Annotated in this window: 22 protein-coding genes and 1 pseudogene; 12 read left to right on the top strand and 11 right to left on the bottom strand. The window is 60.5% G+C overall.

All coding sequences use genetic code 11. From position 1 onward, the window contains the following. Positions 1–245: 245 nt before the first annotated feature. The 3 genes from AB1I47_RS00640 to modA are packed head-to-tail and all read right to left on the bottom strand — an operon-like array spanning position 246 to position 2,854. Complete coding sequence (locus AB1I47_RS00640) at positions 246–1,385, bottom strand: ABC transporter ATP-binding protein (protein WP_354681855.1); 1,140 nt, start codon at positions 1,383–1,385, stop codon at positions 246–248. Further along, complete coding sequence (modB, locus tag AB1I47_RS00635; RefSeq protein ID WP_354681854.1) at positions 1,382–2,047, bottom strand: molybdate ABC transporter permease subunit; 666 nt, start codon at positions 2,045–2,047, stop codon at positions 1,382–1,384. Before modB ends, AB1I47_RS00640 begins: the two co-directional genes overlap by 4 nt. A gap of 15 nt (positions 2,048–2,062) precedes the next feature. Further along, positions 2,063–2,854: a molybdate ABC transporter substrate-binding protein gene (modA, locus tag AB1I47_RS00630; RefSeq protein WP_354681853.1), complete on the bottom strand. Its 792-nt coding sequence runs from the start codon at positions 2,852–2,854 to the stop codon at positions 2,063–2,065. Between the two features lie 102 nt (positions 2,855–2,956). Here modA and AB1I47_RS00625 point away from each other — a divergent pair, with 102 nt between their 5' ends. Next, positions 2,957–3,331 (top strand): winged helix-turn-helix domain-containing protein, encoded by a 375-nt coding sequence (locus AB1I47_RS00625; RefSeq protein ID WP_354681852.1) that lies wholly within the window; start codon positions 2,957–2,959, stop codon positions 3,329–3,331. A 114-nt stretch (positions 3,332–3,445) separates the two neighbouring features. Here the strand turns inward: AB1I47_RS00625 and AB1I47_RS00620 are convergent. Further along, positions 3,446–4,145, bottom strand: a pseudogene (locus AB1I47_RS00620) (Tn3 family transposase); the annotation flags it as partial. On the opposite strand from AB1I47_RS00620, the gene AB1I47_RS00615 reads away from it, so the two are divergent. Then, positions 4,074–4,610 carry a hypothetical protein gene (locus tag AB1I47_RS00615; RefSeq protein WP_354681979.1) on the top strand — a complete coding sequence of 179 codons (537 nt, stop codon included), beginning with the start codon at positions 4,074–4,076 and terminating at the stop codon, positions 4,608–4,610. The pseudogene AB1I47_RS00620 and the gene AB1I47_RS00615 overlap by 72 nt on opposite strands. A gap of 285 nt (positions 4,611–4,895) precedes the next feature. Here AB1I47_RS00615 and gabP read toward each other — a convergent pair whose 3' ends face one another. Further along, a complete protein-coding gene (gabP, locus tag AB1I47_RS00610) occupies positions 4,896–6,275 on the bottom strand; it encodes a GABA permease (RefSeq protein WP_354681851.1) in 1,380 nt (459 codons plus the stop codon). Between the two features lie 481 nt (positions 6,276–6,756). On the opposite strand from gabP, the gene AB1I47_RS00605 reads away from it, so the two are divergent. From AB1I47_RS00605 to AB1I47_RS00590, 4 genes are read left to right on the top strand one after another with little or no spacing between them, the layout of a single operon-like run. Beyond that, the gene (locus AB1I47_RS00605) at positions 6,757–7,377 is read left to right on the top strand and encodes a hypothetical protein (protein ID WP_354681850.1); all 621 of its coding nucleotides are present in this window, start codon (positions 6,757–6,759) and stop codon (positions 7,375–7,377) included. Beyond that, positions 7,374–8,324, top strand: a complete 951-nt coding sequence (locus AB1I47_RS00600) for a DMT family transporter (RefSeq protein ID WP_354681849.1) — start codon at positions 7,374–7,376, stop codon at positions 8,322–8,324. Before AB1I47_RS00605 ends, AB1I47_RS00600 begins: the two co-directional genes overlap by 4 nt. Positions 8,325–8,366: 42 nt before the next feature. Further along, positions 8,367–9,971: an amidohydrolase family protein gene (locus AB1I47_RS00595; protein ID WP_354681848.1), complete on the top strand. Its 1,605-nt coding sequence runs from the start codon at positions 8,367–8,369 to the stop codon at positions 9,969–9,971. Next, positions 9,971–10,984, top strand: coding sequence for a CobW family GTP-binding protein (locus AB1I47_RS00590; protein WP_354681847.1), 1,014 nt, complete (start codon positions 9,971–9,973; stop codon positions 10,982–10,984). The genes AB1I47_RS00595 and AB1I47_RS00590 overlap by 1 nt, the downstream gene beginning before the upstream one ends. A gap of 254 nt (positions 10,985–11,238) precedes the next feature. Here the strand turns inward: AB1I47_RS00590 and AB1I47_RS00585 are convergent, their stop codons facing one another. Both AB1I47_RS00585 and AB1I47_RS00580 read right to left on the bottom strand, forming a co-directional pair. After that, positions 11,239–12,381: a branched-chain amino acid ABC transporter substrate-binding protein gene (locus AB1I47_RS00585; RefSeq protein ID WP_354681846.1), complete on the bottom strand. Its 1,143-nt coding sequence runs from the start codon at positions 12,379–12,381 to the stop codon at positions 11,239–11,241. 24 nt (positions 12,382–12,405) lie between these two features. Then, entirely contained in the window at positions 12,406–13,698 is a 1,293-nt protein-coding gene (locus AB1I47_RS00580; protein ID WP_354681845.1) for an MFS transporter, read from the bottom strand. Positions 13,699–14,205: 507 nt separating this feature from the next. On the opposite strand from AB1I47_RS00580, the gene gabT reads away from it, so the two are divergent. The 6 genes from gabT to AB1I47_RS33925 all read left to right on the top strand — a co-directional run bounded on the left by gabT (position 14,206) and on the right by AB1I47_RS33925 (position 19,212). Further along, positions 14,206–15,498, top strand: coding sequence for a 4-aminobutyrate--2-oxoglutarate transaminase (gene gabT, locus AB1I47_RS00575; RefSeq protein ID WP_354681844.1), 1,293 nt, complete (start codon positions 14,206–14,208; stop codon positions 15,496–15,498). A 41-nt stretch (positions 15,499–15,539) separates the two neighbouring features. Beyond that, positions 15,540–16,253, top strand: a complete 714-nt coding sequence (locus AB1I47_RS00570; RefSeq protein WP_354681843.1) for a haloacid dehalogenase type II — start codon at positions 15,540–15,542, stop codon at positions 16,251–16,253. A 49-nt stretch (positions 16,254–16,302) separates the two neighbouring features. Further along, positions 16,303–17,883: a PucR family transcriptional regulator gene (locus AB1I47_RS00565; protein WP_354681842.1), complete on the top strand. Its 1,581-nt coding sequence runs from the start codon at positions 16,303–16,305 to the stop codon at positions 17,881–17,883. A 60-nt stretch (positions 17,884–17,943) separates the two neighbouring features. Next, positions 17,944–18,273, top strand: coding sequence for a tRNA-binding protein (locus AB1I47_RS00560; RefSeq protein WP_354681841.1), 330 nt, complete (start codon positions 17,944–17,946; stop codon positions 18,271–18,273). Between the two features lie 258 nt (positions 18,274–18,531). Beyond that, on the top strand, positions 18,532–18,792 hold the full coding sequence (locus AB1I47_RS33930; protein WP_475572021.1) for a hypothetical protein: 261 nt from the start codon (positions 18,532–18,534) through the stop codon (positions 18,790–18,792). A gap of 231 nt (positions 18,793–19,023) precedes the next feature. Beyond that, positions 19,024–19,212 carry an integrase core domain-containing protein gene (locus AB1I47_RS33925; protein WP_475572020.1) on the top strand — a complete coding sequence of 63 codons (189 nt, stop codon included), beginning with the start codon at positions 19,024–19,026 and terminating at the stop codon, positions 19,210–19,212. A gap of 59 nt (positions 19,213–19,271) precedes the next feature. Here AB1I47_RS33925 and AB1I47_RS00545 read toward each other — a convergent pair whose 3' ends face one another. The 4 genes from AB1I47_RS00545 to AB1I47_RS00530 all read right to left on the bottom strand — a co-directional run bounded on the left by AB1I47_RS00545 (position 19,272) and on the right by AB1I47_RS00530 (position 24,431). Further along, complete coding sequence (locus tag AB1I47_RS00545) at positions 19,272–20,762, bottom strand: NAD-dependent succinate-semialdehyde dehydrogenase (RefSeq protein WP_407935779.1); 1,491 nt, start codon at positions 20,760–20,762, stop codon at positions 19,272–19,274. Positions 20,763–20,870: 108 nt separating this feature from the next. Beyond that, a complete protein-coding gene (locus tag AB1I47_RS00540) occupies positions 20,871–21,599 on the bottom strand; it encodes a haloacid dehalogenase type II (protein WP_354681840.1) in 729 nt (242 codons plus the stop codon). Between the two features lie 12 nt (positions 21,600–21,611). Then, positions 21,612–22,973 carry an aminotransferase class III-fold pyridoxal phosphate-dependent enzyme gene (locus AB1I47_RS00535; RefSeq protein WP_354681964.1) on the bottom strand — a complete coding sequence of 454 codons (1,362 nt, stop codon included), beginning with the start codon at positions 22,971–22,973 and terminating at the stop codon, positions 21,612–21,614. A 27-nt stretch (positions 22,974–23,000) separates the two neighbouring features. Beyond that, a complete protein-coding gene (locus tag AB1I47_RS00530; protein WP_354681839.1) occupies positions 23,001–24,431 on the bottom strand; it encodes an FAD-binding oxidoreductase in 1,431 nt (476 codons plus the stop codon). Between the last annotated feature and the right edge of the window lie 544 nt (positions 24,432–24,975).

Here is a 24,975-nt window from a genome sequence, read left to right as displayed (position 1 = left end):
TTACCTGCGCAAGAAGTCAGAGTGATGACAGCTTGACGCTGTCAAGGGCGCTTTCACTCTCTCGGCGCTGCTCGGATCTTCCGCCGACAGGATGATCGATCGCAAAGGCGGTCGCTTAGTGGACGTGGCCACGAGCCCGGTATTTGCAGTTGGCCTGGTCGGACTCGGGCTTGCGCGGGGTGCTTATGGGCTATTCGCAGCATGGCACGCACCGGGCCGAGGGCGTATCTAAAGGCGGCTTGGGGTCAGCGATGCCGCACTGGCATGACGTGGATGAGGTCCAAGTCGAGGTGGACGCATACAGTCAAGCCGACGCTGAAACGCAGCGGCTGGGGGCCGGACAACATCAGTCGCAACGGCGTGGCGCTCACATCTGTCAGTGTCAGCGTGGCAAGCGTAATCTCGCCGAGCTGCCGAACCTCCGCCACCTGGGCACGGAACTCGCCCGCACGCTCGGGCTCCCGGTCGAGCACCGTAATGCCCTCGCCCGGAATCACCCAGCTGACTGGCTGGCCGGAAGGGATCCGGCCCTTATCCCGGACCCTGAGGAGCGGCCCAAGGTCGGGAGCCGTGCCATGCGGCCATCGCAGCCAGCCCCAGCCGGGCTGGTCGGCCGGACCCATCCACTGCCCGCGGAAATGATTGTGTATGCCCACCAGGTCGGCCACGCGGGCATTGCGTGGGGAACGGTGGATGGCGCCAGGCGAGCCCTGCTGCAGCACCTGGCCGGCATCCATGACCACCAGCCGGTCGGCCAGCATTCGTGCCTCGTTCAGGTCGTGCGTCACCAGTACGATTGGGATGGACAGGTCGCGCCGCAGATCAGCCAGCAACCGGTACAGTGCTTGGCGGCTCATCTGGTCGACTGCCGAGAAAGGTTCGTCGAGAAGCAGAAGGCGCGGCTCCCGCGCCAGCGCGCGCGCCACCGCTACGCGCTGTTGCTGGCCTCCGGAGAGCGCGGCGGGCCGGCGCGATTGCTGCGCCGACGTGAGGTGCACATGCTCCAGCCATTTGCGGGCCTGCGCCAGCCGTTCGCGACGCGGCAGTTGCAGCAGCGACAGCGCGACATTGTCCTGTGCGCTCAGGTGAGGCATCAGAGCATAGTGCTGGAAGACCAGCCCGACGTGCCGGCGCTGCGGAGGCAGGCAGATGCCACGCGCGGTGTCACACCATGCTTCACCGCCCACGGTCACGCGTCCGCGCTCCGGCCGCATCAGTCCTGCGATCACGCGCAGCATCGAAGTCTTGCCAGCGCCGGACGGCCCCACCAACGCCAACAGTTCGCCTGGCTCGCACCGGAAAGCGCCCACCAGCGCCATGGGCTGGGTCTGCGCGATATCGACGTCCAGCGCCAAGTCGCCAGGCAAGGAGGCCGATGCGCTCATCGCTTGCCGCTCAGTCGCGCGGAGGCAAATAACGATGCGCCTACGGCACCGAAGGACAGCACCAGCAACAGCAAGGCCATGCGATTCGCGCCGCTGAGGTCGAAGGCCTGCACGCGGTCGTAGATTGCGATCGCAATCGTCTTGGTTTCGCCCGGAATGCTGCCGCCAATCATCAGCACCACGCCAAATTCACCCAAAGTGTGCACGAAAGTCAGCACCATTGCCGACAGCACACCTGGCCACGCCAGCGGCAGCTCAACGCGCAAGAACGTTTGCCATGCTCCAAGCCCGCTGACTGCCGCCGCTTCTGCGAGCTGGCGCGGGATCGCCTCGAAAGCACGCTGCACCGGCTGCACAAGGAACGGCACGTTGAAAACTACTGAGGCCAGCACCAGGCCAAGGAAATTAAACGTCAGGCGGAGATCGAAGTTCTGCGCCACCCAACGACCCAACGGCGAGGCGCCGCCAAGGGACACCAGCAAGTAATAGCCGAGCACGGTCGGTGGCAATACCAGCGGCAGGATGACCAGAGCCTCGATCCACGCCTTTGCGCGGAAGTCCGTGTAGGCTAGCCAGCGACCCAGCCACAGGCCGGCGGGCAGCAGCACGATGAGGGTGACTGCCGCAAGCTCCAGCGATAGCTTCAGTGCCTGCCAATCCATGAGTGCGTCCCCGTCTCATTGCTGTTGTGGCATCGAGAACCCATAGCGCGTCATAATTTCCTGCGCTGGCGGTGTAGCGATGTAGTCATAGAACGCGCGCGCGGCGGGCGGTGCATCCTTGACCAGGACCATGCGTTGCCTCAGCGGCTGGTGCCATGCCTCCGGTATCAGGGCGAACTCGCCAAGCTTTGCCACGGACGGCGCCTTGGCTAGCGACAAGGCAATGATGCCGCCCTCTGTTGAGCCGGACGTAGCGAACTGAGCCGTCTGCGAGATGTTTTCGCCGAGCACCAGTTTTGGCTGGACCGCTTCCCAGAGCCCGGCATGCTGCAGTGCCTCCCTGGCGCGCGCGCCATAGGGGGCGTGCTCCGGATTGGCAATGGCGAATTTCCGCAGTCTACCGTCCTTCAATGCCGAGGCAAGGTCTTTAAGTTCGCTGTCGGCCTTCAGACGGGAGCCATGTGGCACGATGACACCGATGCGGCCAACGGCGTACAGTCGACCGCGGTCTACGGTCTTGCCCGCATCGGCAAGCCGAAACACGAAATTCTCATCAGCGGACATGTACAGGTGAAACGGCGCGCCTTGCAAGATCTGCGAATAGAAGTTGCCGGAAGACCCAAAGACCAACTTCAGCTTCTGTCCGGTATCGCGCTCAAAGCGCGCAGCGACTTCTTCGATGGCGAACTTAAGGTCCGATGCGGCCGCCACGGTCGGCAGCGCCTGCGCACGCAGCGGTGCCAGCGGCGCGATGGCAAGCAATGCAGGAACGAGCGACAAGACAAAGCGGCGGCGAGGCGTGGGCATGGATGACCTGATATGCTGATCAGTCGAGCGATATCTTTTGTGAGCAATATCGGTCCCGGAGTATATCGCAACCCTGTAAGGCAGTGGATAATACGGCGCACCATGAAACCGACCCTAAGCACCTCGCCGTTCGAAGAAAAGACGCGCTTTCGCATCCAGATCAAACACGCGGTTGCGATCGGCCCTGGCAAGGCCGACGTGCTTGAAGCCATCGGAGAGACTGGTTCGCTTGCCGAGACTGGGCGGCAGCTCGGTATGAGCTACCAGCGCGTGTGGTCTCTGGTAGCCGCGATGAATGAAGACTTTGTTGAGCCACTGGTGCTCAAGACGCGCGGTGGTGTGACCGGGGGCGGCGCTCAGCTGACACCGACAGGCGAGCAGGTGCTGGCCATTTACCGTGCCATCGAGCGCGACGCACAACTCGCTGTGGCTAAGCGACTGCCGCAACTCCTACGTTTGATTCGGCCCGAACAGTAGTCAAGCTGATTCGCGCTCCATTTCGGGGGAGTCTCCTCATTTTCCGCGTGATGCCGGTCAAATTGTGTGGCCGGTAGCGACGGCTGCGCATCCTATGTGGGAGGAGTTCGCCCCCTAACCAGTCTGGCTGCGCAAGGGTGGCGGCTCCCGCAGACCCGTTGCACTTGGCATGAGCCGGTGAGCATAGCGCGCGATCGGAAACTCGAATGTGCCCCGCAGATTGATGCCGTCCAGATTTGTCGGGCCGATTTGGCGTAGGTCTTCGGCACGCATCCTTTCTCCCCGATGGCCTCGATCTCATCCGGCGCGCGTTGCCTATGCATCGTATTCCAGGCCATCAACGCATTGGAGAGCAAGGTCAGGGACGACGATACGGCAGCCAGCGATGCGTCGTGTCGCGTCAATTCGACCGGAATCTTGCCATGATGGATCGCCCGCTGGACCACATGGACGGCCTCGCCGCGGTTCAACGCGTGCTGCATCTCATGGCGAAAGGCGGGAATGGTGAAATAGTCGATCAGGAAGATCGTGCGAAACAGCCGGCCGAGATGTACGCCGGCTTCGTAGACGGGCTGCCCGCGTGCCGCCGCACCGAAGCGCGTCAGCGCCTGGACGGCCGTACACCGCCCACTTTGAACGGATGCGGCAATGCGGACCAACTCATTCCAGCAGTGAGATTCAGCCGCACATCGTCGTCAGTGACGGCGGCCAGTTCGTTCGGCACGTCATAGGATCTGGGCACATGCAGGCGCCGGTCGCGCAAGTGAGCCAGCCGTGGGCACAGATCGAACCCCAAGAGACGGGACAGGCTCATCTGTTCGACCAAGACGATCGCAAGAAATGGCTGGTGAACGCGAAGGAAACCGAACGTCGCCAGCAGGCTGGAGGCGGAATGCGAGAAGCGGCACTGGAGGCGCGACTCGCGCACAATCGCGCGCTGGAAAATCAAAGGCTGGCGAACTTGCCGATCGTCCCAGCTGTTGCATCGAGCGCCAAACCGATCTTGCCGGGCGTGCGCTATGCGTCCAGCAGCGGGGCGCCGGTGTTGTACAAACACGCTGACGACAGCGCGCGGATCACCATCGAGGGGCACGTGGGTGTCCTGCGCGAAGCGCTTGAACGTCTGAGTTATGGACACAGCGACGGCGGCTATGTGATGACGAAGTCCGCCTGGGCACGCCTGGTCAGCCAGTTCGGCCAGCAGTTCGGTACTATCACGAATAACTACTATTCCCCGTCGAACGAAGAACTACGCTTACTGAGGGTTGGCGGCCAATGATGGCGCGACCGGCGAAGTGGCTAGGCTGCGCGCCGAGGTGCACCATGCGGCAGCGCCTCTGAGACCGAACGCGACCCGGCGCGCCGAGACGGCGGCCTCGCGCGAGGGAGGGTGTGCAGCCGGTGCGTCGCGTCGATAGCAAAGCCGACCGATGCCGGTTCCGTGGGACCTCGCCGGCCGCTCACTAATCCTCATCCACCCAGACAGCGAGGAAATTCTTAAAGTAGCCTACGTTAGGTGCCGTCTGAAACCGGTCCCGTCTTGAAAACTCAGCTCAAATCTAACTTAGGACTGAGGCGCGACCGCTGGTCGAATAGTGCGGGCGCTCCGCCACATTCCAGCCGCAACGACGAAAGCGGCCAGTACTCCGGTGGATCCGACTTCCAAACGATGTTCCGGCCGGAATACCATGAACACAAGGACCGCGCAGATGAACAGAATCACCATCCAACTTAGCCAAGGGAAACCCCACATCCGGAACTCCGGATTCTTGCCCAGCCGCGTCGATTGATGCCGCATGCGCAATTGCGAGATAGCGATCACCAGGTATACGAGCAAAGCAATCGTACCGGAAGAAGCCATTAGCGTGGCAAAGACGCGCTCGGGGACAATGTAGTTCGCAATGACTGCGAGGAACCCTATCGCAGTGGAACCGAGTACGGCGTAGGCCGGCGTTCCCTTCGTGTTGGTCCGTCGAGCCAAGGCAGGTGCATCACCCCGGCTAGCCAAAGAAAAGAGCATTCTCGATGCGGTATAAAGCGCCGAGTTCAAGCAGCTCGCAACGGAAACCAGCACGATCGCGTCGACAATGACCTTGGCGTAAGGGATACCAATAAGTTCCAACGTACGCTGATATGACCCATGGGCAGGCAAAAGAGGATCTTGCCATGGCACGAGCGAGACGACGATGAAGATCGACCCCAGATAGAAGATACAGATCCGCCAGATTACCGAATTAGTGGCCCTGATGATCTGGCGTTTTGCGTCGGGAGATTCTGTGGCTGCAATGGTCACCACTTCGGTACCAACGAAGCTGAACATCGTCGTGAGCATTGCGGCAAAGACAGCGCCCATGCCATGGGGCAAGAGTCCTCCATCGGCACGCAGCTGCGAAACACCGGAGACCCCGCTATGAGGCAGTACGCCTAATACGGCAGCCCCTCCAATAACTAGGAACGCGATGATGGCAACGACCTTCAACAAGGACAGCCAGAATTCGAATTCTCCATAGTTGCGCACGCTGGCAAGATTGGCCAATGTGAGCAGCAGCGTGATCGCGAGGGCGTAGACCCACATGGCCACGTCCGGGAACCACGAATGCAGGATGGTCGCAGCGGCATTCGCCTCCAGTGGTATGACGAGGACCCAGAACCACCAGTACAGCCAGCCGATACTAAACCCGGCCCAGCGGCCAATCGCCCGATCGGCGTAGGTGGAAAACGACCCCGTATCCGGCGATGCGGCTGCCATTTCACCGAGCATGCGCATCACCATCAGCACTAGCAGCCCGGCAAACACGAAGGCAAGCAGCGCTGCAGGGCCGGCCGCAGCGATCGCGTGCCCCGAGCCAACGAAGAGGCCCGCCCCAATCACTCCTCCTATTGAAAGCATGGTGATATGGCGCTGCTTGAGGCCATGTGTGAGTGTGTGCCCGGAAATGCTCATTAGGTCTCCTTACAATTATCGTTTGTTCTGTGGATTCGTCCGCTCCTGCCGTTCCGGAGGATGGCGGCGACGGTATGCGGGCGCCTGGCTGGATCAGGCTCAAGGTTCTGTCAGAGGCGCTATAGAAAATCTGGCGGCCCTGCCTACACCCTGACAGGGAACCGCCAGCCCACCAGATTTCACGGTCGAGACGCCTACCCGATCCCATGCGCTTACCAGGCATTACGGTGAAATAGCTGTGCCGATACTACGGCGCGGCCTGCTGTGCTGGCATCACAGGTTTCAGACGAAAGATTGAGGTCGTTCTGCTACGAGACGCACGGCATGTTGCGTAGTGGGGAAGCTCCGCGTCGTCGGCAACCTTTATCGGTTTCCTATCACCCCAAGCAAGATTGCTGCTTCCTTTCCTACCTTTCCTGGGATGCGAGGCGCGGGATTGCAGGCCTATCCTCAATCGCACAACCATATGGGGAGGCTCTTCATGAATCGTCGTCATTTCACTCTGGCTACAGCACTGGCAGCTTTGGCCCCAACCGTGGGCACAGAGAGTGCACGGGCCACCGGGTTGAGCGAGGGAAGCGGCGCTGCAGTCACGGGTCGGCTTGACAGTGCCGCCAATGCGATTAGAAGTGCTGACTCCGTACAGACTGCCCTGGACGGCTGGGGAACGATTGCTGCGGAGGTCCTGCCTTTCGTTCATATGACGGCCCTGGTCGCCAAAGGGCCGGCATCAACTGCCGCGGGTGATAGCGCGGGCGATGTTCGAAGAATCTTCTCTACGGTGCCTGCAGCCTATCCAGTCGGTGGCTGGAAGCATCTCAGCGGCAGCGAATGGGCCAGCCATGTACTGCAGCAGCAAAAAGTTCTGGTCGCGTCTGGCAACAATGCGCTGGCGCGCTATTTCCCCGATCATGCGTTGCTTCGGTCGTTGGGTACGCGCACACTCATCAACCTGCCCGTGGTCGTGTGTCGCCGAACCGTTGGGGCCTTTGCCATGCTGTGTGCGCAAGAGGAGATCGGCCTGGAAGCGATATCGGCCATCCAGAGGCTCGTGCCCTGCGCCGCTGCGGTGTTCGTCATGGCTGGAGAGCACGCGGCATGAGCCCGGAAGCCGCGATCGAGTTGCAGAAGCGCGCCGGCGACGCTGAGGACACGAGCCGCTGCGTTGAGAAGACACCAAACCGAAGGGCGGTTGCGATCGTCCTTGCCGTAATTGCTCTGCTGATCTGGAGCACACTGGCTGTTTCGGTGGTGAGCCTCTCGAATCTCTCTCCGTTGTTGACGACCGGTGTGGGACTAGCTGGCGGAGGGCTGGTTGGCCTTCCGTGGGTCTCGTGGCGAACGCTGAAGCTTCGCGCTGTGCTGGTGGGCACCATGGCGATGCTGGGGTACCACGCCCTGTATTTCCTGAGCCTCAAAACCGCTGACCCGGTTGCGGCGAACCTGCTCCACTACCTCTGGCCTCTGCTCATCATCCTGATCTCCCCGCTGATGTTGCGTGACAGCACGCTAAAGCGTGGCCATCTGGTCGCCGGCTTCCTCGGATTCCTTGGTGCCGCCATTTGCCTGGGCCCTATTTCATCGGTCAGCAGCTCGGCATGGATCGGCTTCGGGCTGGCTCTCTTGTCGGCGGCGATCTGGGCCTATTACTCAGTGTGGTCGCGGCGCTACCCGGAGGTGCCAACCGCCACAGTGTCGCTCTATTGCCTGCTTGCCGGCGTCGCTTCGCTGGTGGCCTACTTTGCGCTGCATGCGGACTCTTCGAAAGATTCGCTCGGCTTGGGCAGCGTGCTGCAATCGCCTACGCTGGAACAGTGGCTGACGCTCGCTTACCTCTCCCTCGGGCCCCTTGGCGGCGCATTTTACCTTTGGGATCACGCAATGAAAAAGGGGGATCCCCAGGAAATCGCTGTGCTGGCTTACGCGGTGCCAGTCGCTTCTACGTTGTTTGTCAGTCTATTCCTTGGCCGCGGTGTCGACACAGCCACGATGGCCGGTGCCGTCCTGGTGACGTTTGCGGTTGCGTCTGGGAAGCGCGCCGGTGCATGAGCGGATTCGGACTGACAACTTTCTATCGGGGCAGTAAGTCAAATGGACAAAGAAACAAGCACCAAGGCAGGAACCATCGAGATCGGGGAAGAGATCGTCGACGGATTCGCAAAATATAACCTCCCTGGTGTCACGCCGGCGTCCGGCCGTGATCGCGGAGAAGGACCATATGGCAGATTGATCTTGCGCGGTGCGACACTGATCGATGGCACAGGAGCCCCGCCGTGGGGACTGGTCGACATCGTGGTGGAAGGAAACCGCATCGCCGATATAGTCAGCGTCGGCTGCCCCGGACTGGCGATCCGGCCGGAGCGTCGCCCCGCGGCCGGGGACGCGGAAATTGACTGCGCAGGGAAGTTTGTCACCCCGGGGTTCGTCGACAGTCACGCGCACGTTGGAGCACCTTTCCATGCAGCCGGTGGTGAAATGCCAGGAGCCAATTATGTCTATAAGCTCTGGCTGGCACATGGGGTGACTACGGTGCGAGAAGCCGGCTGCTTCAACGGGCTAGCTTGGACATTGCAGCAAAAGAGCGCGTCTGCGTCGCATGCAATCGCCGCCCCCCATCTCTACGCATACGCATACTTTCCCGCAATCAATGACTACCTGAAGACTATCCACACGCCGGCCGCCGCCAGGGAATGGATTCGTCGGCTCGCGGGCAAGGGGGCGGACGGTGTCAAGTTCTTTGGGGCACCGCCAGCGATCATGGAAGCGGCACTGGATGAGGCCAAGCTGGTTGGTTTGCGGACCTGCTGCCACCATGCAACGCTCGCGGTGAGCCGGATGAACGCGCTCACCACCGCCAGATGGGGGCTCACGAGCTCTGAGCACTTCTATGGCCTGGCGGAAGCGTTGTTCGAAGACAGGACGATCCAGTCTTTCCCGTCGGGGTATCACTACAACGATGAGTATCTGCGATTTTCAACGTCTGGCACGACATTCCTGCAAGCTGCGCAACCCGATAGCGCAAAGTGGAATGACGTCCTGAATGCGTTCATCGAAGCAGGCCATACCTTTGTGCCAACGCTGAACGTCTACGACGCCAACCGGGACCTGATGCGCACGCGGCGGGCAGACTGGCATGATCGCTTTACCGACCCCACCCTGATGCGGTACTTTGAGCCGCATCGTGGCGGGCACGGCTCTTACTGGTACCGGTGGAGCACGCAGAACGAAGTCGAATGGCGCGAAACGTTCCGGATCTGGATGCACTTCCTCAGAGACTACAAGAATCGAGGCGGCCGAGTATGTGCTGGCAGCGACTCCGGCTTCATGTACCAGGTCTACGGCTTCGGCTTCGTGCGCGAGCTTGAACTTCTGCAGGAAGCCGGTTTCACACCTCTCGAGGTGCTGCGCGCCGCGACAAGCCAAGGTGCGGCGCTAATGGGCATAGACGAGGAAGCGGGCACAGTCGAAGTCGGAAAGCGAGCCGATTTGCTTGTCCACGACAGCAATCCGCTTGATGACTTCAAGCTGCTCTACGGCACGGGTGCATTGCGTCTGAACGAAGCGGAGCAGCGTGGTATGTGGCAACGAAGCTTGCGCTATACGATCAAGGATGGCTTGGTCTTCGACGCCATGGAACTGCTGAATGATGTCGAGGCGATGGTTGCGCGGCGCCATGCCGGGCGCCCTGAAGCATAATGGAAGTACCACACGATTTCATCGTCTTCTCGGGTTTCCTGGGCAGCGGCAAGACCACGCTGCTGACAGACCTGCTGGCGGCGGAAAGCGACGGCGGCATCGCGGTGATCGTCAATGACATAGGCCAGGTGAATATCGATGGCGCTTTGATCGCGGTCCAAAGCGGCGTGCCAATGGCGACCCTCAGCAACGGATGTGTATGCTGCAGCCTAACAAACGATCTCCCATACACGATCGAGGCGCTAATTCTCGAGCGGCAACGTGCCGAGGGCGCTCCGTTCACTAAGATCATTCTGGAATGCAGCGGCCTGTCTGAGCCAGGTGGCGTGCTGCGCAGCCTAAGTCCGTTGTCAGCGTTCGGTATGCGCGTACGGGTTGTCACGACCTACGCCTGTGACAGCCTTGTTCGCGGCGACGACTTCGCCCTGGCTGCCGCCCAGTTGTGCGCCGCGCACGTCATCGTCCTGACGCGCCTCGATCTCGCAACAAGCGAGCAGATCACCCGGGCCTTGGCATTCGTGCAAGTATTGGGACCCATGGCAAGCATGGTCATGGAGCGAGATCGCCGCGAGCGCGCGAAAGCTGCCTTAGCGACGGCGAATGCTGGTATGCCATCTCCCGGCCGTTCCGAACGACTTGTGGCGCTGAAGGGAAGCGGCCATCCACGTATAGGCGTGTTCGCGATCCAGTGGGATGAAAGGCTCGACTGGCCGACATTGGCTGCGTGGCTAGAGAATGCCGCCGGCTACCTTGATACCAGACTCTTGCGGGTCAAGGGCCTGGTGCTATTGAATGGGGCCGACGAACCCATTTTGATCCAAGGCGTAGGGCAACATTTCGATACGCCTCGTCGGGTGCCAGGCCGGGAATCGGTGTCAAGCCTCGTCGTTATCTCCCGGGACACGGATCTTGCTGAGATCGAAGCTATCCAGCCAGTCCTGCCTGCCGCACGGTTCGCCATGCTGCAGTCACCTGGGGCCATGAAAAGGGTCCACTTGGCCCGGCCATCTTGACGAAGCCGGATGCCGCGCACAGCGACACCGGCGATGCTGGCACCCGGAGCCTGCGCGAGCCGCGCCCCATATCAGTTCCTCCCATACTTTGCCAGCAAGTGGCCGACGAGATCGGGCGCGTAGGCGCCGCCTCAGCAGACTTCAGGCATGCGCCTTAAGTCTTAATGGCTCCCGCTCCCCCCCGGGGCACAATGCAGTACCGCACAAGAAAAAAGCCGGGCGAGTCGCCCGGCTTGCCTGCAACGCAACCTCGCCTAGCGACCCGCCAGGCTTTCAACGGGCTGCCATTTCCCTGAGACTACCTTGTAGATGGTGATCCCACCCTCCTTGAGGTCGCCTCGGCTGTCATAGGCAATCTGCCTGGATGTCACACCGGCCATCGAAGTGGCCGCCAGGATTGGCAGGTACTTGTCAGGTTCTGCCGAGTTCGCCTGGGTCATTGCTTTCATCATCGCCATGGCGCCGTCGTAGGCATAGGGAGAGTACGTCTGCACGGGGCTGCCGAAACGCTTTTCATAGCGCTGCTTGTAGCTCGATCCCCCCGGCATTTGCTCCAGCGGAAGGCCGGCAAGCGAACATAGCGTTCCCTCCGCCGCTGTTCCCGCCAGTTTAATGAAGTTTTCAGTTTTGGACATTTCGCCGGACACCAGCACGGCTGTCATGCCGAGTTCGCGCATCTGCTTCGCCAGGGGCGCCGACTGTGCTTCTGCGCCGCCATAGAAAATCAAATCGGGGGACTGACGCTTCAGGTTGGTCAGGACGGCCTTAAAATCCACGGCTTTGTCATTCGTGAATTCGCGCCGGACGATGGTGGCGCCGGCCGCCTTGGCTGCCTTTTCAAACTCATCGGCCAACCCCTGGCCATAGGCCGTGCGATCGTCCACGATCGCGATCCGTTTCATGCCGAGTTTGGTGACGACATAGGTTCCGACCACGCTGCCCTGTTGGGTGTCCGAAGTCATCATTCGGAAAGTCGTCTTGAACCCTTGCCGCGTGTACTCCGGTGCTGTTGCCATGGCGATTTGCGGGATACCGGCACGGCTATATACTGCAGAGGCGGGAATGCTGGTACCGGAGTTGAAATGTCCGAGCATGCCCTTTATGCCACCATCAACCAATTTCTGTGCGACGACCGACCCCGCCTTAGGGTCGGCCTGGTCGTCCTCGGCGGCCACAGTGAACCGCACCTCCCGCCCGGCGATGCGTGGCCGCGTCGCATTGAAGTCTTCCAGGGCGAGCGTCACCCCGTTCTGCATGTCCTTCCCGTACTGCGCCTGGTTGCCGGTCATCGGGGCAGCGAAGCCGAGCTTTACATCCTGGACTTGGGCAACTGCCAAAGAACTCCCAAAAAGCACTGCTACCGCCAGCGCGGACGAACACAAACGATGTTTGATCATGCTATGAATGCTCCCGTTCATTGTTTATTGCTGGGCCGGTCGGTCGCGGAAGCCCAGGGTGACGCCAAGAAAGCTGATCGCTGCAGCAGTAATGACATAGATTGCAGGCGCCATCGCGCTTCCGGTTGTCGCGATGAGCCAGGTCAGGATCAGCGATGCGAATCCGCCAAAGGTCATGACCGCGACGTTGTATGCGACAGAGAGGCCAGTCGAGAGTACTCGGGTCGGGAAAATCTCCGAGAAGGCTGCCAGGATCGGGCCGGTATAGCCTGCGATCAGTACGCCAAAGATCGCCTGGAACAGAATCAGACTCGTTTGCGTGGGCGACGACACGACCAGTGCAAACATCGGATAGGCGAGCAAGAGAATGCCGCCCGAGCTGAATGCCAGGATCTTGCGGCGGCCGATCCGGTCCGACCACGCACCGACGAAGGGAGAGAGGACGGTAATGATGAGTCCACCGATAACGCCAGCGATGAAGGACATCGATTGAGGCATCTTCAATGTCTTGACGGCGTACGTCGGCATGTAGAACAGCAGAACGTAGATGCAGACAGTCCACAGAATGACCATCGAAAACGTGGTAAAGGTCTCGCGCGGGTAGTTCTTCATCACCTCGGAGAAGGGCTTCTTGACCTTTTCCTTCGTCGCGAGAAATGCCGGCGTTTCATCAACGTTGCTGCGGATGTAAAAGCCGATTGGACCAATCAAGATGCCCAGCAGGAATGGGATGCGCCATCCCCACGCCTTGACTTCCTCCGGCGTCAGCCATAACGTCAGGATGGTGCCTGCCGCGGCGCCGAGGACGACGGCAAATCCAATGCTGCTCTGGATCCAGCTGGCGTAGTAGCCTTTCCGGTTTGCTGGCGCATGCTCGGTGAGGAAGGCAGTTGCGCTTCCCATTTCGCCGCCTGCCGAGAAGCCTTGCATCAGGCGGGCGAAAATGATCAAGATCGGCGCGGCAATGCCAATTTGTTCATAAGTTGGCGCCAGCCCGATGAGCGCTGTGCCGCCCGCCATAAGCAGAATCGTCAGGGACAGGGCTGCCTTGCGGCCGACGCGGTCCGAATACATGCCGATGAGAACGCCGCCGATGGGTCGGACCACAAAGCCGACGCCAAACGTCGCCACGGACAACAAAAGCGATGTCAGGTCATTGCCTGTCGGGAAGAAAAGTTGGCCGATGGTGATGGCAAAAAATCCATAAACCATAAAATCGAACCACTCGAATCCATTCCCCAGAATCGTGGCCGTGATGGCCCGCCGCCGCCGTTTGACCTCATCCTCGGATGAGGTCATTGTTGCTGCAATCTCCATTTCCACTCTCCTTTGTCTTGGCCGTATCAATGTCCGTGGACCAATACCTGTCCTGGTCCACTGTCTGTGCTCGAATGGCGCAGCTGAAGTCCATTCAATCGCACCGGCACGCCCTTTCCTATCTATCTTTCGCAGGAAGGCTGCGTGGCTCCGTCCCTCGCTTTGTAGGGGGCCCTAAGTTAGTGCGTGACTCTGCGCAAATGTTGTGCTGAATAAGTCGTGGGGCCATGGAAAGCTCAAGAGCCAACTCTAAGCAAAGATTCAGGCCTGCGCGCCGGAGAACGGCGGATGGACGCAAGCCTCGCCTGCACAGTTCCTGTGCTTAGGGCACTCAAATGAGCGAGGCTGAGGCTGCATACGCGTAGTACAACTTTGCCGCGTATTTTCCCTATTCAAAGTAGGTGGTCTGCCCTAGGTCGCCATCCTAAGATGGCACTGCCCCTCGTTGCGAGAGGCGCGGCGGTCGAAACCGGCCATAGCAACATACAGCAGACGACAGGACAGAAAATGGTAGTGGAGAACAAACACAAGGTACTTGCAGAGGCACGCACCCGTCATGTGCCACGCGGTGTAGTGACCGCACATCCGATCTTTGTCGAACGTGCGGAAGGCTCACATGTATGGGATGTTGACGGTCGCCGGTATCTGGATTTCGTCGGGGGCATTGGCGTGCTGAACGTCGGCCACAACCATCCGCGGATTGTCGCGGCAGTGAAGGAACAGCTCGGGCGCGTTAGCCATGCCGCGTTCCAGGTGGCTGCCTATGACGTCTATGTCGAACTGGCGGCGCGTTTGAGCCGGCTAGTTGGTGGCGACGAGGCGTACAAGTCGATCTTCCTGACCACAGGCGCGGAGGCCGTGGAGAACGCCATTAAGATTGCGCGCGCCTATCGCAACGCGCCTGGTGTCATTGCATTCCGTGGCGGCTTCCACGGTCGGACGCTGATGGGCATGACGCTTACCGGCATGAGCGCGCCATACAAGCAGAACTTCGGGCCGTTCGCCGGCGACGTGTATCACACGCCCTATCCGGATCCCTATCGGGGGTTCTCCGCCGACGACGCGCTGCAAGGGCTGGAAGACTTGTTCGCCACGCAGATTGCGCCAGAGCGGGTTGCTGCAATCATCATCGAGCTCGTTCAGGGCGACGGGGGCTTCCTGGCTGCCGGCCCCGATTTCCTGAAGAAGCTCCGCGAACTGGCAACCCGTCATGGGATTGTGTTGATTGCGGATGAAATCCAGACAGGCTTTGGCCGTACCGGCGAACTGTTCGCATTCCAGCAGGCAGGGATCAAGCCGGACCTGGTGACCGTGGCCAAAAGCCTCGCCGGGGGTCTGCCGCTGTCCGGGGTGGTGGGTCGTGCCGAAATCATGGACGCACCCGAGCCGGGTGGGCTGGGCGGCACATACGCGGGTAATCCGCTGGCCTGTGCTGCAGCTCTGGCGGTCCTCGATTTGTTCCAGGACGAGGGACTACTCGAACAAGCCAACGAGCTCGCTGCGGTGCTACGCGACGGTCTCGACGCGCTCGCCGAACGCTTTGCCGAGATTGGTACTATTCGGGGTGTTGGCGCTATGCTGGCGCTTGAGTTCGTCAAGCATCGTGATCCGATGCAGCCGGACGCCGCCTTTGCGCAGCGCGTCATCGATGGCTGCCGGGAAGGTGGGCTGCTTGTGATTAAGTGCGGGGTGCACCGCAACATCGTTCGCCTTTTGGCGCCCCTGACCACATCGAGGAACGATGCGCACGAGGCCCTGGCGATACTGGCTCGCGCGATCGAAGCGGCGCGCGCAGCGTAATAGGTTGAGGCGTCGCCCCGCTCACCACAGCGAAGGACAAAATGGACAGCGATATTGCGGCAAAGTTTGCCGGCAAGACAGTACTGACGCTTGATATTTACGGAACGCTGATCGATTGGGAGCGGGGCATCTCCGATGCCCTGGGATTCATCTTTCGCGACCACGGCCTCGTGCTGAGCGAAGACGAAATGCTAGAGCGCTACGCTTGGCATGAGTCGGCGCTGGAAGCGGGTCCTTATATGACCTATCGGGAGATCCTCGAAGAGGCGCTGCGGCGGATCGCAGCCGATCTTGGCTTCTCGCCCACAGAGGCCGAGCTCGAGTCGTTCTCCCATTCCGCCGGCGATTGGCCCGCATTCCCTGATTCGCATGACGCGCTGGTTGCGCTGCAAAAGCGCTTTCAGCTCGCAGTGATCACCAATGGCGACGACGAGTCGTTTGCGCTTTCCAAGAAGCGGCTCGACGTCGAGTTCGATTACGCGATTACTGCCCAACAGGCACGAAGCTACAAGCCTTCACTCAATAATTTCCACGTTGCGCTTGGCCGCATACAGGTGCCACGCTCGCAAATCCTGCACGTCGCCCAAAGCCTATTCCACGACCATGTCCCCGCGCAGGCGCTCGGCCTGCAGACTGTCTGGATAGACCGCCGCAAAGGCAAGCCGGGCTTCGGTGCCGTCCCCAAGGCGAATGCCGTACCGGACGCAGCGTTTGACGACATGGAGTCATTCGCTAACGCAATCCTGAAGGGCTAGTGCACTTTGCCGCCTGAGTCTTGTAGGCGGATGTGGAACACGGAGGACTATGGACATCTCTACCGCGTTGGAGTCGACCGTACTACGCGGCGCCAGGGTGGTAGCCGGGAACGCTGGCCTGAGCAATGAGATCCGGTGGGTCCACATGATCGACCATCCGGATATTGTGGATTGGGTCGAGCCCGGCCAACTGCTGCTGTCGACCGGCTATAACTGGCCGCGAGACGACCAGAAGGCAAGCCAGCTGATACGTGACCTGAGCGAAAGGGGACTGGCGGGCGTCGTGCTCGCGGTGCCAAACTTTCTGGAGCATTTTCCGCGTTCGTCGGTCCTCGCCGCAAACGATATCGGGCTGCCTTTGCTCGAGATCGATTGGGCCGTTCCATTCAGCACCATCACCGAGGAAATTCACTCCAGCATCATCCGGCGTCAAGGAGAGCTGATTGAGAGATCCGATGAGATTCATCGCGCGCTCACGACTGCGGCGGTGATGGCCAACACGCTCGGCGATCTGGCGCGCGCGCTCGGCGGCTTGCTCGGTCGGGCTGTGAATTTCGTCGATCCCGATGGGCTGCTGCTCGGCACGAGCGAGACGGCGCAGGACGGCGAAGCCTTGGGTCAAAAGGAGCGCGAGTACCTGCGGCTGCTGAACAACCGGATCATCCTTCGTCAGATTCAGGACAGTGTCAGCCCTATCTTGCTGGAAGCCCAACCGGACGTCGACGTGCCGCGCCGGCTCGGATGCCCGATCCGGATTCGCGGCGAAATCGCGGCATTCATCTTTGTTGACGAAGGCCTCAGCCCCTTGGGGGAACTCGACATCCGGGCGACGGAACATGCTTCAATCATTGGTGCGCTTCACCTGGCCCATATGCGGGCGCTTCACCTGCAGGAAGAGCGCCTCGGCTATGCATTGGTTGGATCGCTGCTTGAAGGCAAGTTTGAAGAGACCCCATCGGCGCTGGAGCGCGCCCGCCTGAGCGGCTGGGATCCCGCGGGTAACTACCGAGTTTGCCTGGTGCTGCTCGATGAGCCGTTACCCCTGTCACGGGAAGGGTTCCTGCGACGCGAGCGGTGGGTGGACCGGTTGAGGAAATACCTGGACGGTATAGGGCAACCCCCGCTCATCCTTGCCTCTCTTAACCAGATCACCTTTCTTCTCGCCCGCGACGCAGAACCTGAGCCACTCTGGCGAGTTCTGGGCAGCCGCGGTGCGGCTTTGGCGGTTAGCCGGTTGCACAGCGGCATCGCTGGCATGGCGCAAGGAGGCAGCGATGTCCAATCGCTGCTGCCGCTGCTCAAGCCCGGAAAGGTCCATCACTTCCAGGAAGTCATGTTTCCGCGGGCATTGATGGGCGACGCTGATGCTCGGGAACTATTTATTCAGAGCAAGCTGGGGCCGCTGCTGTCCGATCGGAAGGGTGAGGCGCTTTTAGAGACACTGGAAGCGCTTTGCGCAGAAGGATTCCAGTTGGCGAACACGGCCAGGCGTCTCGGCGTCCATATTAGTACGCTGCGATATCGTCTCGAGCGCATTGAGTCGATGCTGGGGACACCCCTGGAAGATCAGGCGAACCGCTTCGAACTTCAGGTCGCAGTCGCCCTGTACAAGTTGACGGCGGAAGAATGATGCCGGTGGTCATGGGCACCAGCCCCGAATTTCATGGCAATTGATGGAGTAGAAGTAAGCATGAGTCCCTATGAAGCATTTTCGAGCATTGATATGCGAGTCGGCACCGTCGTCAAGGCAGAGTTGAACGACAAGGCGCGCAACCCCGCCTACAAGATGTGGATCGATCTCGGTGACTTGGGCGTGATGACCTCTAGCGGTCAGTACGTGAACCGTTATCAAGCAAACGAATTGGTTGGCAAGGTGGTGGTGTGCGCGACCAATCTCGGCGAGCGTCGTATTGGCGGCTTCCTGTCGCAAGTCCTCGTCATGGGGGTGGAATCGGAGTCTGCAGTCGTGAACTTGCTCACCGTAGACGGCACCGTTCCTAACGGAAGCAAGGTGTTCTGACCGTAGGTAGCTTTCAAAAATAAGCCGGCCACAGGCCGGCTTATTTGTTCGCGGTGACCCGTCCTGAATAAGGTTGACACTTTTCCAGTAGGTCCAGTAGGAGAAGGAGAGTCCCTTGGAGACGGTACAAAAGCGAACACAGCGAGATTACACGCTGGCTTTTAAGCTGGCAGTGGTTGAGCAGGTGGGAAAATGCGAGCTGACCTACAAAGAGGCACAGCGACGCTATGGCATTTAAGGTCGCTCGAGCGTGCTGGTATGGTTACGCAAGCACGGACTCCAGGACCGGAGCGCCTCGCCAGGGGCGGCCAAAACCACAATGGGAATCCATCCAGCAAGCCCAAAGAACCGCTCACGCCCGAGCAGCGCATCAAGGAATTGGAGGTGCAATTGCGGGAGGCCCAGGAAAAGGCACGCCTGTTCGAAGCAGTGATAGACGTGATTCAGAAGGAAGACGGGGTGCGCGTCGTAAAAAAGCCTTCGGGCAGATCCTCGCGCAAAAGCTCGTCCAAGGGCTGAGCGTCAGCAGGGCCTGCCGCCACATGGCCATCAGCCGCCAGGCGTACTACAAGCGCCAGCACAGCGAGATCCGGCAAATAGCACGCGACGCCAAAGTGAGGACGCCGTACCCGGCAGCCGCTGGTCCATCACTCGGACCGAGGGATCCAGTATTGCTGACCTACTACCAAGCCATCCACGAGCGCCACGGCCTGATCTGCTCCATGACCGACGGCTACAACTGCTATCAACATGCCATGGCCGAGCGCATCAACGGCATCCTCAAGAGTGAATTCCTGTTGCAACGGCGTGCCGACCTACAACAAGCCGCGCGGCAGGGTCCAACAGTCGGTGCAGATCTACAACCGAGAACGGCCGCACCAGGCCCTGAAATACAAAACGCCCGATGAAATCCCTCGGGCGTTTATGACCTCAGCCTGATCGGCCAAGCGCGCTGCAGAAAGGTGTCAACCTATGGCAGGACTTGACACGGAGTCCCGTTACGCTAGATCGAGATGCAAAGTTTGCACCTCAAGAAACTCGTCGATGCCGTGGTGCGAGCCCTCCCGGCCGAGTCCGGATTCCTTGACACCACCGAAGGGCGCAACCGCGGAGGAGATCACTCCGGTGTTCAGGCCAACCATGCCGTACTCCAATGCCTCACCCACCCGGAACACGCGATTCACATCACGCGAGAACAGATAAGCGGCCAGGCCGTAAGGGGTATCGTTGGCGCGCCGGATGACTTCTGCTTCGGTCTCAAAGCGGAACAATGCGGCCACAGGCCCGAATGTTTCTTCGCTGGCTACCAGCATCCCGTCGCGGGCGTCGGTCAGGACAGTTGGCATAAAGAACGGAGAGCCTCGTTCGGAGAACTCGCCCCCCGCGGCCACTCTGGCACCCTGCCTCAGCGCATCCTCGACGTGGGTGAGAACCTTTTTCACCGCCGATTCGTTGATCAGGGGGCCGATAGTTACGCCCACTTCGGTACCACCGCCAACACGCAGCTTGCGGACTTCTTCGGCCAGGCGCTTCGCAAAGCGATCGTAAATGCCGGACTGAACGTAAATGCGGTTCGCGCAGACACAGGTTTGTCCGCTGTTCCGGAACTTGCTGGCCATCACGCCTGATATTGCCTGCTCCAGGTCGGCGTCGTCGAACACGATCACAGGAGCATTCCCGCCGAGTTCCATGCTCACCCGCTTTACCGTGTCGGCGCATTGGCGCAGCAAGAGCTTACCCACCGGTGTAGATCCGGTGAAGGTCAGCTTGCGGACGATAGGATTCGAAGTGAGTTCTCCACCGATCGCCTTGGGCAGGCCAGTTACGATATTGAGTACCCCGGCAGGGACTCCCGCCCGCTCGGCGAGCTCGGCGAGCGCGAGGGCGGAGTAGGGAGTGAGCTCCGAAGGTTTGACCACGACCGTGCAGCCTGCGGCGAGCGCGGGCGCCAGCTTGCGGGTAATCATCGCGTTGGGGAAATTCCACGGCGTGATCGCCGCGCATACCCCTACGGGCGCCTTGCGGACGATAATCCGACGGTTCGCCTGAGTGGCCGGGATTGTCTCGCCATAGGCGCGGATGCCTTCCTCGGCGAACCATTGCACAAACGAGGCGCCGTAAAGGATTTCCCCGCGAGCTTCTGCCAACGGCTTTCCTTGCTCAAGGGTCATCAGCAACGCCAGGTCATCAGCGTGAGCCAGCATGAGGTCATGCCATTTGCGGAGCAGGGCAGCGCGCTGGTGAGTCGTCAGGGCGCTCCAGGCCGGCAGGGCGCGGTTTGCGGCCTCAATCGCTGCCCGGGTGTCGTCCACATTGCAGTCGGGAATGGTACCTAGCACTGCACCGGTTGCAGGGTTAATCACATCCAGCGTCTTGCCGGACCGGGCAGCTTGCCACTGGCCGCCGATATAGGCGTGCTGGCGCAGCAGCGTTGTATCCTTCAGGAGATTCATGTCAAATTGCCCTGCGAAACTGCCGGTGACGAACATGCGCGCCGTGTGTGCGCGTCGGCGCCTTGCATGCAGCGCCGGCGAGAGTATCAATGGAGAATGATGCAAAGACCCGCCGCTCTGGCGGCGGGAATCAGCACGGGAGATTCAGGCCTTCAACTCTTCTTGATGCGCACGGGCCAGCGCAATCATGCTCTCGAAGCGGAAGTCGTACTTGGGTGTGCCCGGAGGGGCCATGGTGGCGCCCCAACCCTTGTCTGCATGCCGGCGGTCGATCCAGGCCGAGGCCAGGCCAAAGCCGTTTGCCGGCGCGTGATCGTGGAAGAGGCTTTGCGCCGTATGGAGGATATCGCCTTTCTCCAGGCCGAAGTCGCGCTTCAGGCGTCCCAGCATGTATTCAAAGTTGCGCGGGCTCGGCTTGTAGGCACCGACGTCCTGCGCGGTGTAGATCGCGTCGAACTCCACATTAAGACGGGCGTTACTGCCGCGGAACGACAGGCGGTCAACGTTCGAAAGGATGACCAACTTGTAGTGTTGCTTGAGGTAACGGAGCGCCTCGACCGAGTCCGGGAAGGCAGGCCAGTCGGGAACGGACGCGCCGAAGGTATTGGCTTCCTCGTCCGTGACGCCGACATTCCACTCATTGGCGAGGCGGCGGTAGACCACGCTCAGCAGCACCGAGTAGGCCAGGCTGGGTGTCAGCAGTTCTTGGTCGGCTTCGTGCTTTGCATAGTTTTCCAGGACTTCATCCCGGCTCTTTTCGGAATAACCCGCTTTCTCGATCAGCGGCTTCAGGCCGTTGTAGATGCCGCTCTCCCAATCGATCAGCGTGCCGTAGCAGTCGAAGGTCAGAACTTTAAAGTCAGTCAGTTTCATGATAGCTCCTGTTTAATATGTCTCTGCGACTGCTTTGTCCAAGGAATATCGCAGAATCTGAATCAACGAATCCACATCCGCCCTGGTGTAGTTCAGAGCCGGCGCAAATCCGAGGATGTCGTCAGAGAAGGCGCGGAACACGAGCCCCTCTTCCAGAGCGTGCGCCAGGACACGCTCCCCGAGTCGTTTGCTCTTTGGCGGCTTTCGCTTGCTTTGCTTGTCATCGACCAGTTCGACGGCGGCTAGCAGGCCTCGACCGCGGACTTCCCCGACATAGGGAAGCTCCGCGAGCGTTCCCAGTTGCTCAAGGAAGTACTGGCCGACCGATGCGCCGTTCGCAAGTAGTCCGCCTTCGAGATACAGGTCGAGCGCCGCATTGGCGACCGCCGCGCTGACCGGATGGCCAGCATAGGTCTGGCCATGGCCGAAGACGGCGCCATCGTCGCCAGCGTCAGCAATCGATTGGTAGATCTTTTCGCTGATCAAGGTTGCACTCATCGGAAGGTAGCCTGACGTAAGGCCCTTGGCCAGGGTCATCACGTCCGGACTGACGCCTTCGCTTTCGCATGCAAACAGAGGCCCGGTACGGCCAAGGCCAGTGATGACCTCGTCGACGATCAGCAGGATCCCGAGACGGTCGCAAGCATCACGCATTGCACGCAAAAAGCCGGCCGGTGGCACGATAACGCCTCCGGATCCCTGGATTGGCTCGCAAATAAAGGCGGCTACACGGTTGGCCCCGATTTCCTCGACCTTCGCCTCAAGAGCACGGATGGTGCTGTCGAGGACGGCATTCTGGTCCGGTCCATCAGGGTGCCGGTATGGATAAGGCGACGGAATGTGATGCTGCTGCGGGCCCGGCACGTCGAAGTGGCGATGAAATGCCGGAAGTGCGGTGAGCCCGCTCCCAGTGCTGGACGAGCCGTGGTACCCACGTTGCAAGCCGATGAAATGCTTCTTCTCAGGTTGGCCCGTGGCGTTGAAGTAATAGCGTACGACACGCACGGCGGTGTCAACGGCGTCTGAGCCGCCCTGGCCGAAAAGCACGCGAGTCAGCCCGGTGGGCGCCAGCTCTGCCAGACGCGACGCAAGCCGCACCGCGGGTTCGTTGGCAAAGTGAAAGTAGCCCGTCCCGTAAGGCAACCGTTGCAGTTGTCGCGTGGCAGCCTCGACGAGAGATTGCTGGGCGTAGCCGGCATTCACACACCAAAGCCCGGAAAACGCATCCTGGACTCGACGGCCTTCCGTGTCGATAAGGTGCACACCTTCGGCGCTGGCCCAGATCCGGGCACCTTTCGATTCGTGCTGGCGCAGGGAAACCACGGGGTGGACCCAGTGGCGTTTGTCCTGTTCGACCAGGTAGGTTGTATCGATCATGTGAAGCTCCGTGGATAGCGTATCTCAGCTGGCCGTGGGCAGCTCGGGAAGAACCTTGCCGGGATTGAGCAAATTGAGCGGGTCCAGGGCTCGTTTAACGCGCCAGCCGATCTCAAGCTCGACCTGACTGCGCACGTTCAGTAGTTCATCGCGTTTGGCCGTGCCGACGCCATGCTCTGCCGAAATTGAGCCGTGGAGCTCCATTGCGGCCTGGTCGACGATCTGGGTAATGCTGTCGCCATACTGGCTCAGGTAAGCCTCGGGCGTCATGTTGGCGGGGCGAAGCGGGTTGAAATGGACATTGCCGTCTCCCACGTGCCCGTAGACGACCATGCGTGTCTGGGGGGCTGCAGCCAGAATCTTCGCGGAGGTTTCGCGAATGAATGCTGGAATGCTGGAGAGGGGCACAGATACGTCGCACCGAACGCTGCCGCGCGTTCGTGTCTGGGCGTCCGAGATTTCCTCGCGGATGAGCCAGAATTCTGCGGCCTGCTTTTCATTCGCGGCAATGGCAGCATCCGAGATCAGGCCTTCCTCTGCAGCCACGCTGAGCGCCGCCACGAAGATCGCATCGGCATCCACCTGGTTGGTAGTCGACGACATCTCGACAAGGACATGCCATGGATGGGAGCTTGGCAGGGGCGAGGTCTGACGGCCGAGATGGGATAGCACCAGGGCCATCGCATCCTCGGAAATCAGCTCAAACGCCGTGACATCGGTGCCCAGACGCTTCCGTAGCAAACCGAACGTTTGAAGTGCGGCGTCAGTGGTTTCCACGCCAAGCAGCGCCACGCAGACCGCATGAGGGCGCGGAAAGAGCTTGAGGACAGCCGCCGTGATGATCCCGAGTGTGCCTTCGGTGCCGATGAACAAATGCTTCAGGTCATATCCCGCGTTGTCCTTGCGCAGTGCCCTGAGACCATTCCATACCTCCCCATTTGGCAGCACCACTTCGAGGCCCAGGACCAGATCGCGCATGTTTCCGTACCGCAGTACCGCTGTGCCACCTGCATTCGTCGAGAGATTTCCACCAATCTGGCAGCTGCCCTCGGAGCCGATTCGGAGCGGGAACAGCGTCCCCGCCTCTTCAGCGGTCGTTCGCGCGGCGTTAAGGGTGACGCCGGCTTCCACAACCATGGTGGCATTGACCGAGTCAATATGCCGGACGCGGTTCAGCCGGGTCAAAGCCAACACAACGGCTTTGCCACTTGCATCGGGAACGCTGCCGCCCAGCAGCGATGTGTTTCCACCCTGCGGAACAACGGGAATCCCGTTCTTGTAGCAGTACGTCATGACCGCACTGACCTCTTCGGTGCAGCCCGGGCGGACCACAGCCAGCGCTTTCCCGCGGAAGACCCCGCGGTAGTCCGTCACATAGGCCTGTGTGTCGTCCCCAAGCAGCACGTTTGCTGCGCCGACAATTGCAACGAGATGAGATACGTATTGGTCTGACATGCGCGCTCCGACGCTGAAGAGTTGGCTTCTCTGCCGGGAGCCTGAGGCTTGCGCTCGTCGTACCGGCACAGTCGAAGCATATGAGCGAACGGCGCGCGGGAATATCTATGTCACGTAGGAATTTCGAGTACCTTTTTCCCACGCGTGGTCACGAAGCGGTTGTTTCGCCGCCCCCGGCGCGGGAGCTACTCCCTACTTCTGGGATGCGTAGGGCACTTTTGGTGGAAATGTGGGGCGATCAAGAGGCCATTTCGTAGGCAATCTACCTATCCGGTCCTCATGGCGGGTTCTACCATCTTTCGTATTGTTGGTTCAGTAGTTGAGGTCATGGCTTCGAGTTCTCGGTCCCGGAAGGAAGCACTCTTCGATTTGCTGCAGGAGGTGAACTGCTGCTCCCAAGGCCTCGAACTGGAGGCCAGGACTGCAAGCCTGGTGAATCGTGACGATGGCGGCTATCGGGATGTCCTGTACAGCTTGATCAAGAAACGGCTTCAGTCGAAAGCAGCGCGCGAGCGTGTGGTTGGATACGCTTGTGCGGCTGTGC

Origin of the sequence: Cupriavidus necator (genome assembly GCF_040578825.1) — a bacterium.
Classification (GTDB): Bacteria; Pseudomonadota; Gammaproteobacteria; order Burkholderiales; family Burkholderiaceae; genus Cupriavidus; species Cupriavidus necator_E.
Note: the sequence above shows the minus strand (reverse complement) of the source record. Positions and strands in the feature narration are given on the sequence as shown.

What these genes read in the sequence shown, in the direction of transcription:
- AB1I47_RS00640 (WP_354681855.1), bottom strand. Translation starts at nt 1,385, where the DNA reads ATGAGCGCATCGGCCTCCTTGCCTGGCGACTTGGCGCTGGACGTCGAT.
- modB (WP_354681854.1), bottom strand. Translation starts at nt 2,047, where the DNA reads ATGGATTGGCAGGCACTGAAGCTATCGCTGGAGCTTGCGGCAGTCACC.
- modA (WP_354681853.1), bottom strand. Translation starts at nt 2,854, where the DNA reads ATGCCCACGCCTCGCCGCCGCTTTGTCTTGTCGCTCGTTCCTGCATTG.
- AB1I47_RS00625 (WP_354681852.1), top strand. Translation starts at nt 2,957, where the DNA reads ATGAAACCGACCCTAAGCACCTCGCCGTTCGAAGAAAAGACGCGCTTT.
- AB1I47_RS00615 (WP_354681979.1), top strand. Translation starts at nt 4,074, where the DNA reads ATGCAGGCGCCGGTCGCGCAAGTGAGCCAGCCGTGGGCACAGATCGAA.
- gabP (WP_354681851.1), bottom strand. Translation starts at nt 6,275, where the DNA reads ATGAGCATTTCCGGGCACACACTCACACATGGCCTCAAGCAGCGCCAT.
- AB1I47_RS00605 (WP_354681850.1), top strand. Translation starts at nt 6,757, where the DNA reads ATGAATCGTCGTCATTTCACTCTGGCTACAGCACTGGCAGCTTTGGCC.
- AB1I47_RS00600 (WP_354681849.1), top strand. Translation starts at nt 7,374, where the DNA reads ATGAGCCCGGAAGCCGCGATCGAGTTGCAGAAGCGCGCCGGCGACGCT.
- AB1I47_RS00595 (WP_354681848.1), top strand. Translation starts at nt 8,367, where the DNA reads ATGGACAAAGAAACAAGCACCAAGGCAGGAACCATCGAGATCGGGGAA.
- AB1I47_RS00590 (WP_354681847.1), top strand. Translation starts at nt 9,971, where the DNA reads ATGGAAGTACCACACGATTTCATCGTCTTCTCGGGTTTCCTGGGCAGC.
- AB1I47_RS00585 (WP_354681846.1), bottom strand. Translation starts at nt 12,381, where the DNA reads ATGATCAAACATCGTTTGTGTTCGTCCGCGCTGGCGGTAGCAGTGCTT.
- AB1I47_RS00580 (WP_354681845.1), bottom strand. Translation starts at nt 13,698, where the DNA reads ATGGAGATTGCAGCAACAATGACCTCATCCGAGGATGAGGTCAAACGG.
- gabT (WP_354681844.1), top strand. Translation starts at nt 14,206, where the DNA reads ATGGTAGTGGAGAACAAACACAAGGTACTTGCAGAGGCACGCACCCGT.
- AB1I47_RS00570 (WP_354681843.1), top strand. Translation starts at nt 15,540, where the DNA reads ATGGACAGCGATATTGCGGCAAAGTTTGCCGGCAAGACAGTACTGACG.
- AB1I47_RS00565 (WP_354681842.1), top strand. Translation starts at nt 16,303, where the DNA reads ATGGACATCTCTACCGCGTTGGAGTCGACCGTACTACGCGGCGCCAGG.
- AB1I47_RS00560 (WP_354681841.1), top strand. Translation starts at nt 17,944, where the DNA reads ATGAGTCCCTATGAAGCATTTTCGAGCATTGATATGCGAGTCGGCACC.
- AB1I47_RS33930 (WP_475572021.1), top strand. Translation starts at nt 18,532, where the DNA reads ATGGTTACGCAAGCACGGACTCCAGGACCGGAGCGCCTCGCCAGGGGC.
- AB1I47_RS33925 (WP_475572020.1), top strand. Translation starts at nt 19,024, where the DNA reads ATGCCATGGCCGAGCGCATCAACGGCATCCTCAAGAGTGAATTCCTGT.
- AB1I47_RS00545 (WP_407935779.1), bottom strand. Translation starts at nt 20,762, where the DNA reads ATGTTCGTCACCGGCAGTTTCGCAGGGCAATTTGACATGAATCTCCTG.
- AB1I47_RS00540 (WP_354681840.1), bottom strand. Translation starts at nt 21,599, where the DNA reads ATGAAACTGACTGACTTTAAAGTTCTGACCTTCGACTGCTACGGCACG.
- AB1I47_RS00530 (WP_354681839.1), bottom strand. Translation starts at nt 24,431, where the DNA reads ATGTCAGACCAATACGTATCTCATCTCGTTGCAATTGTCGGCGCAGCA.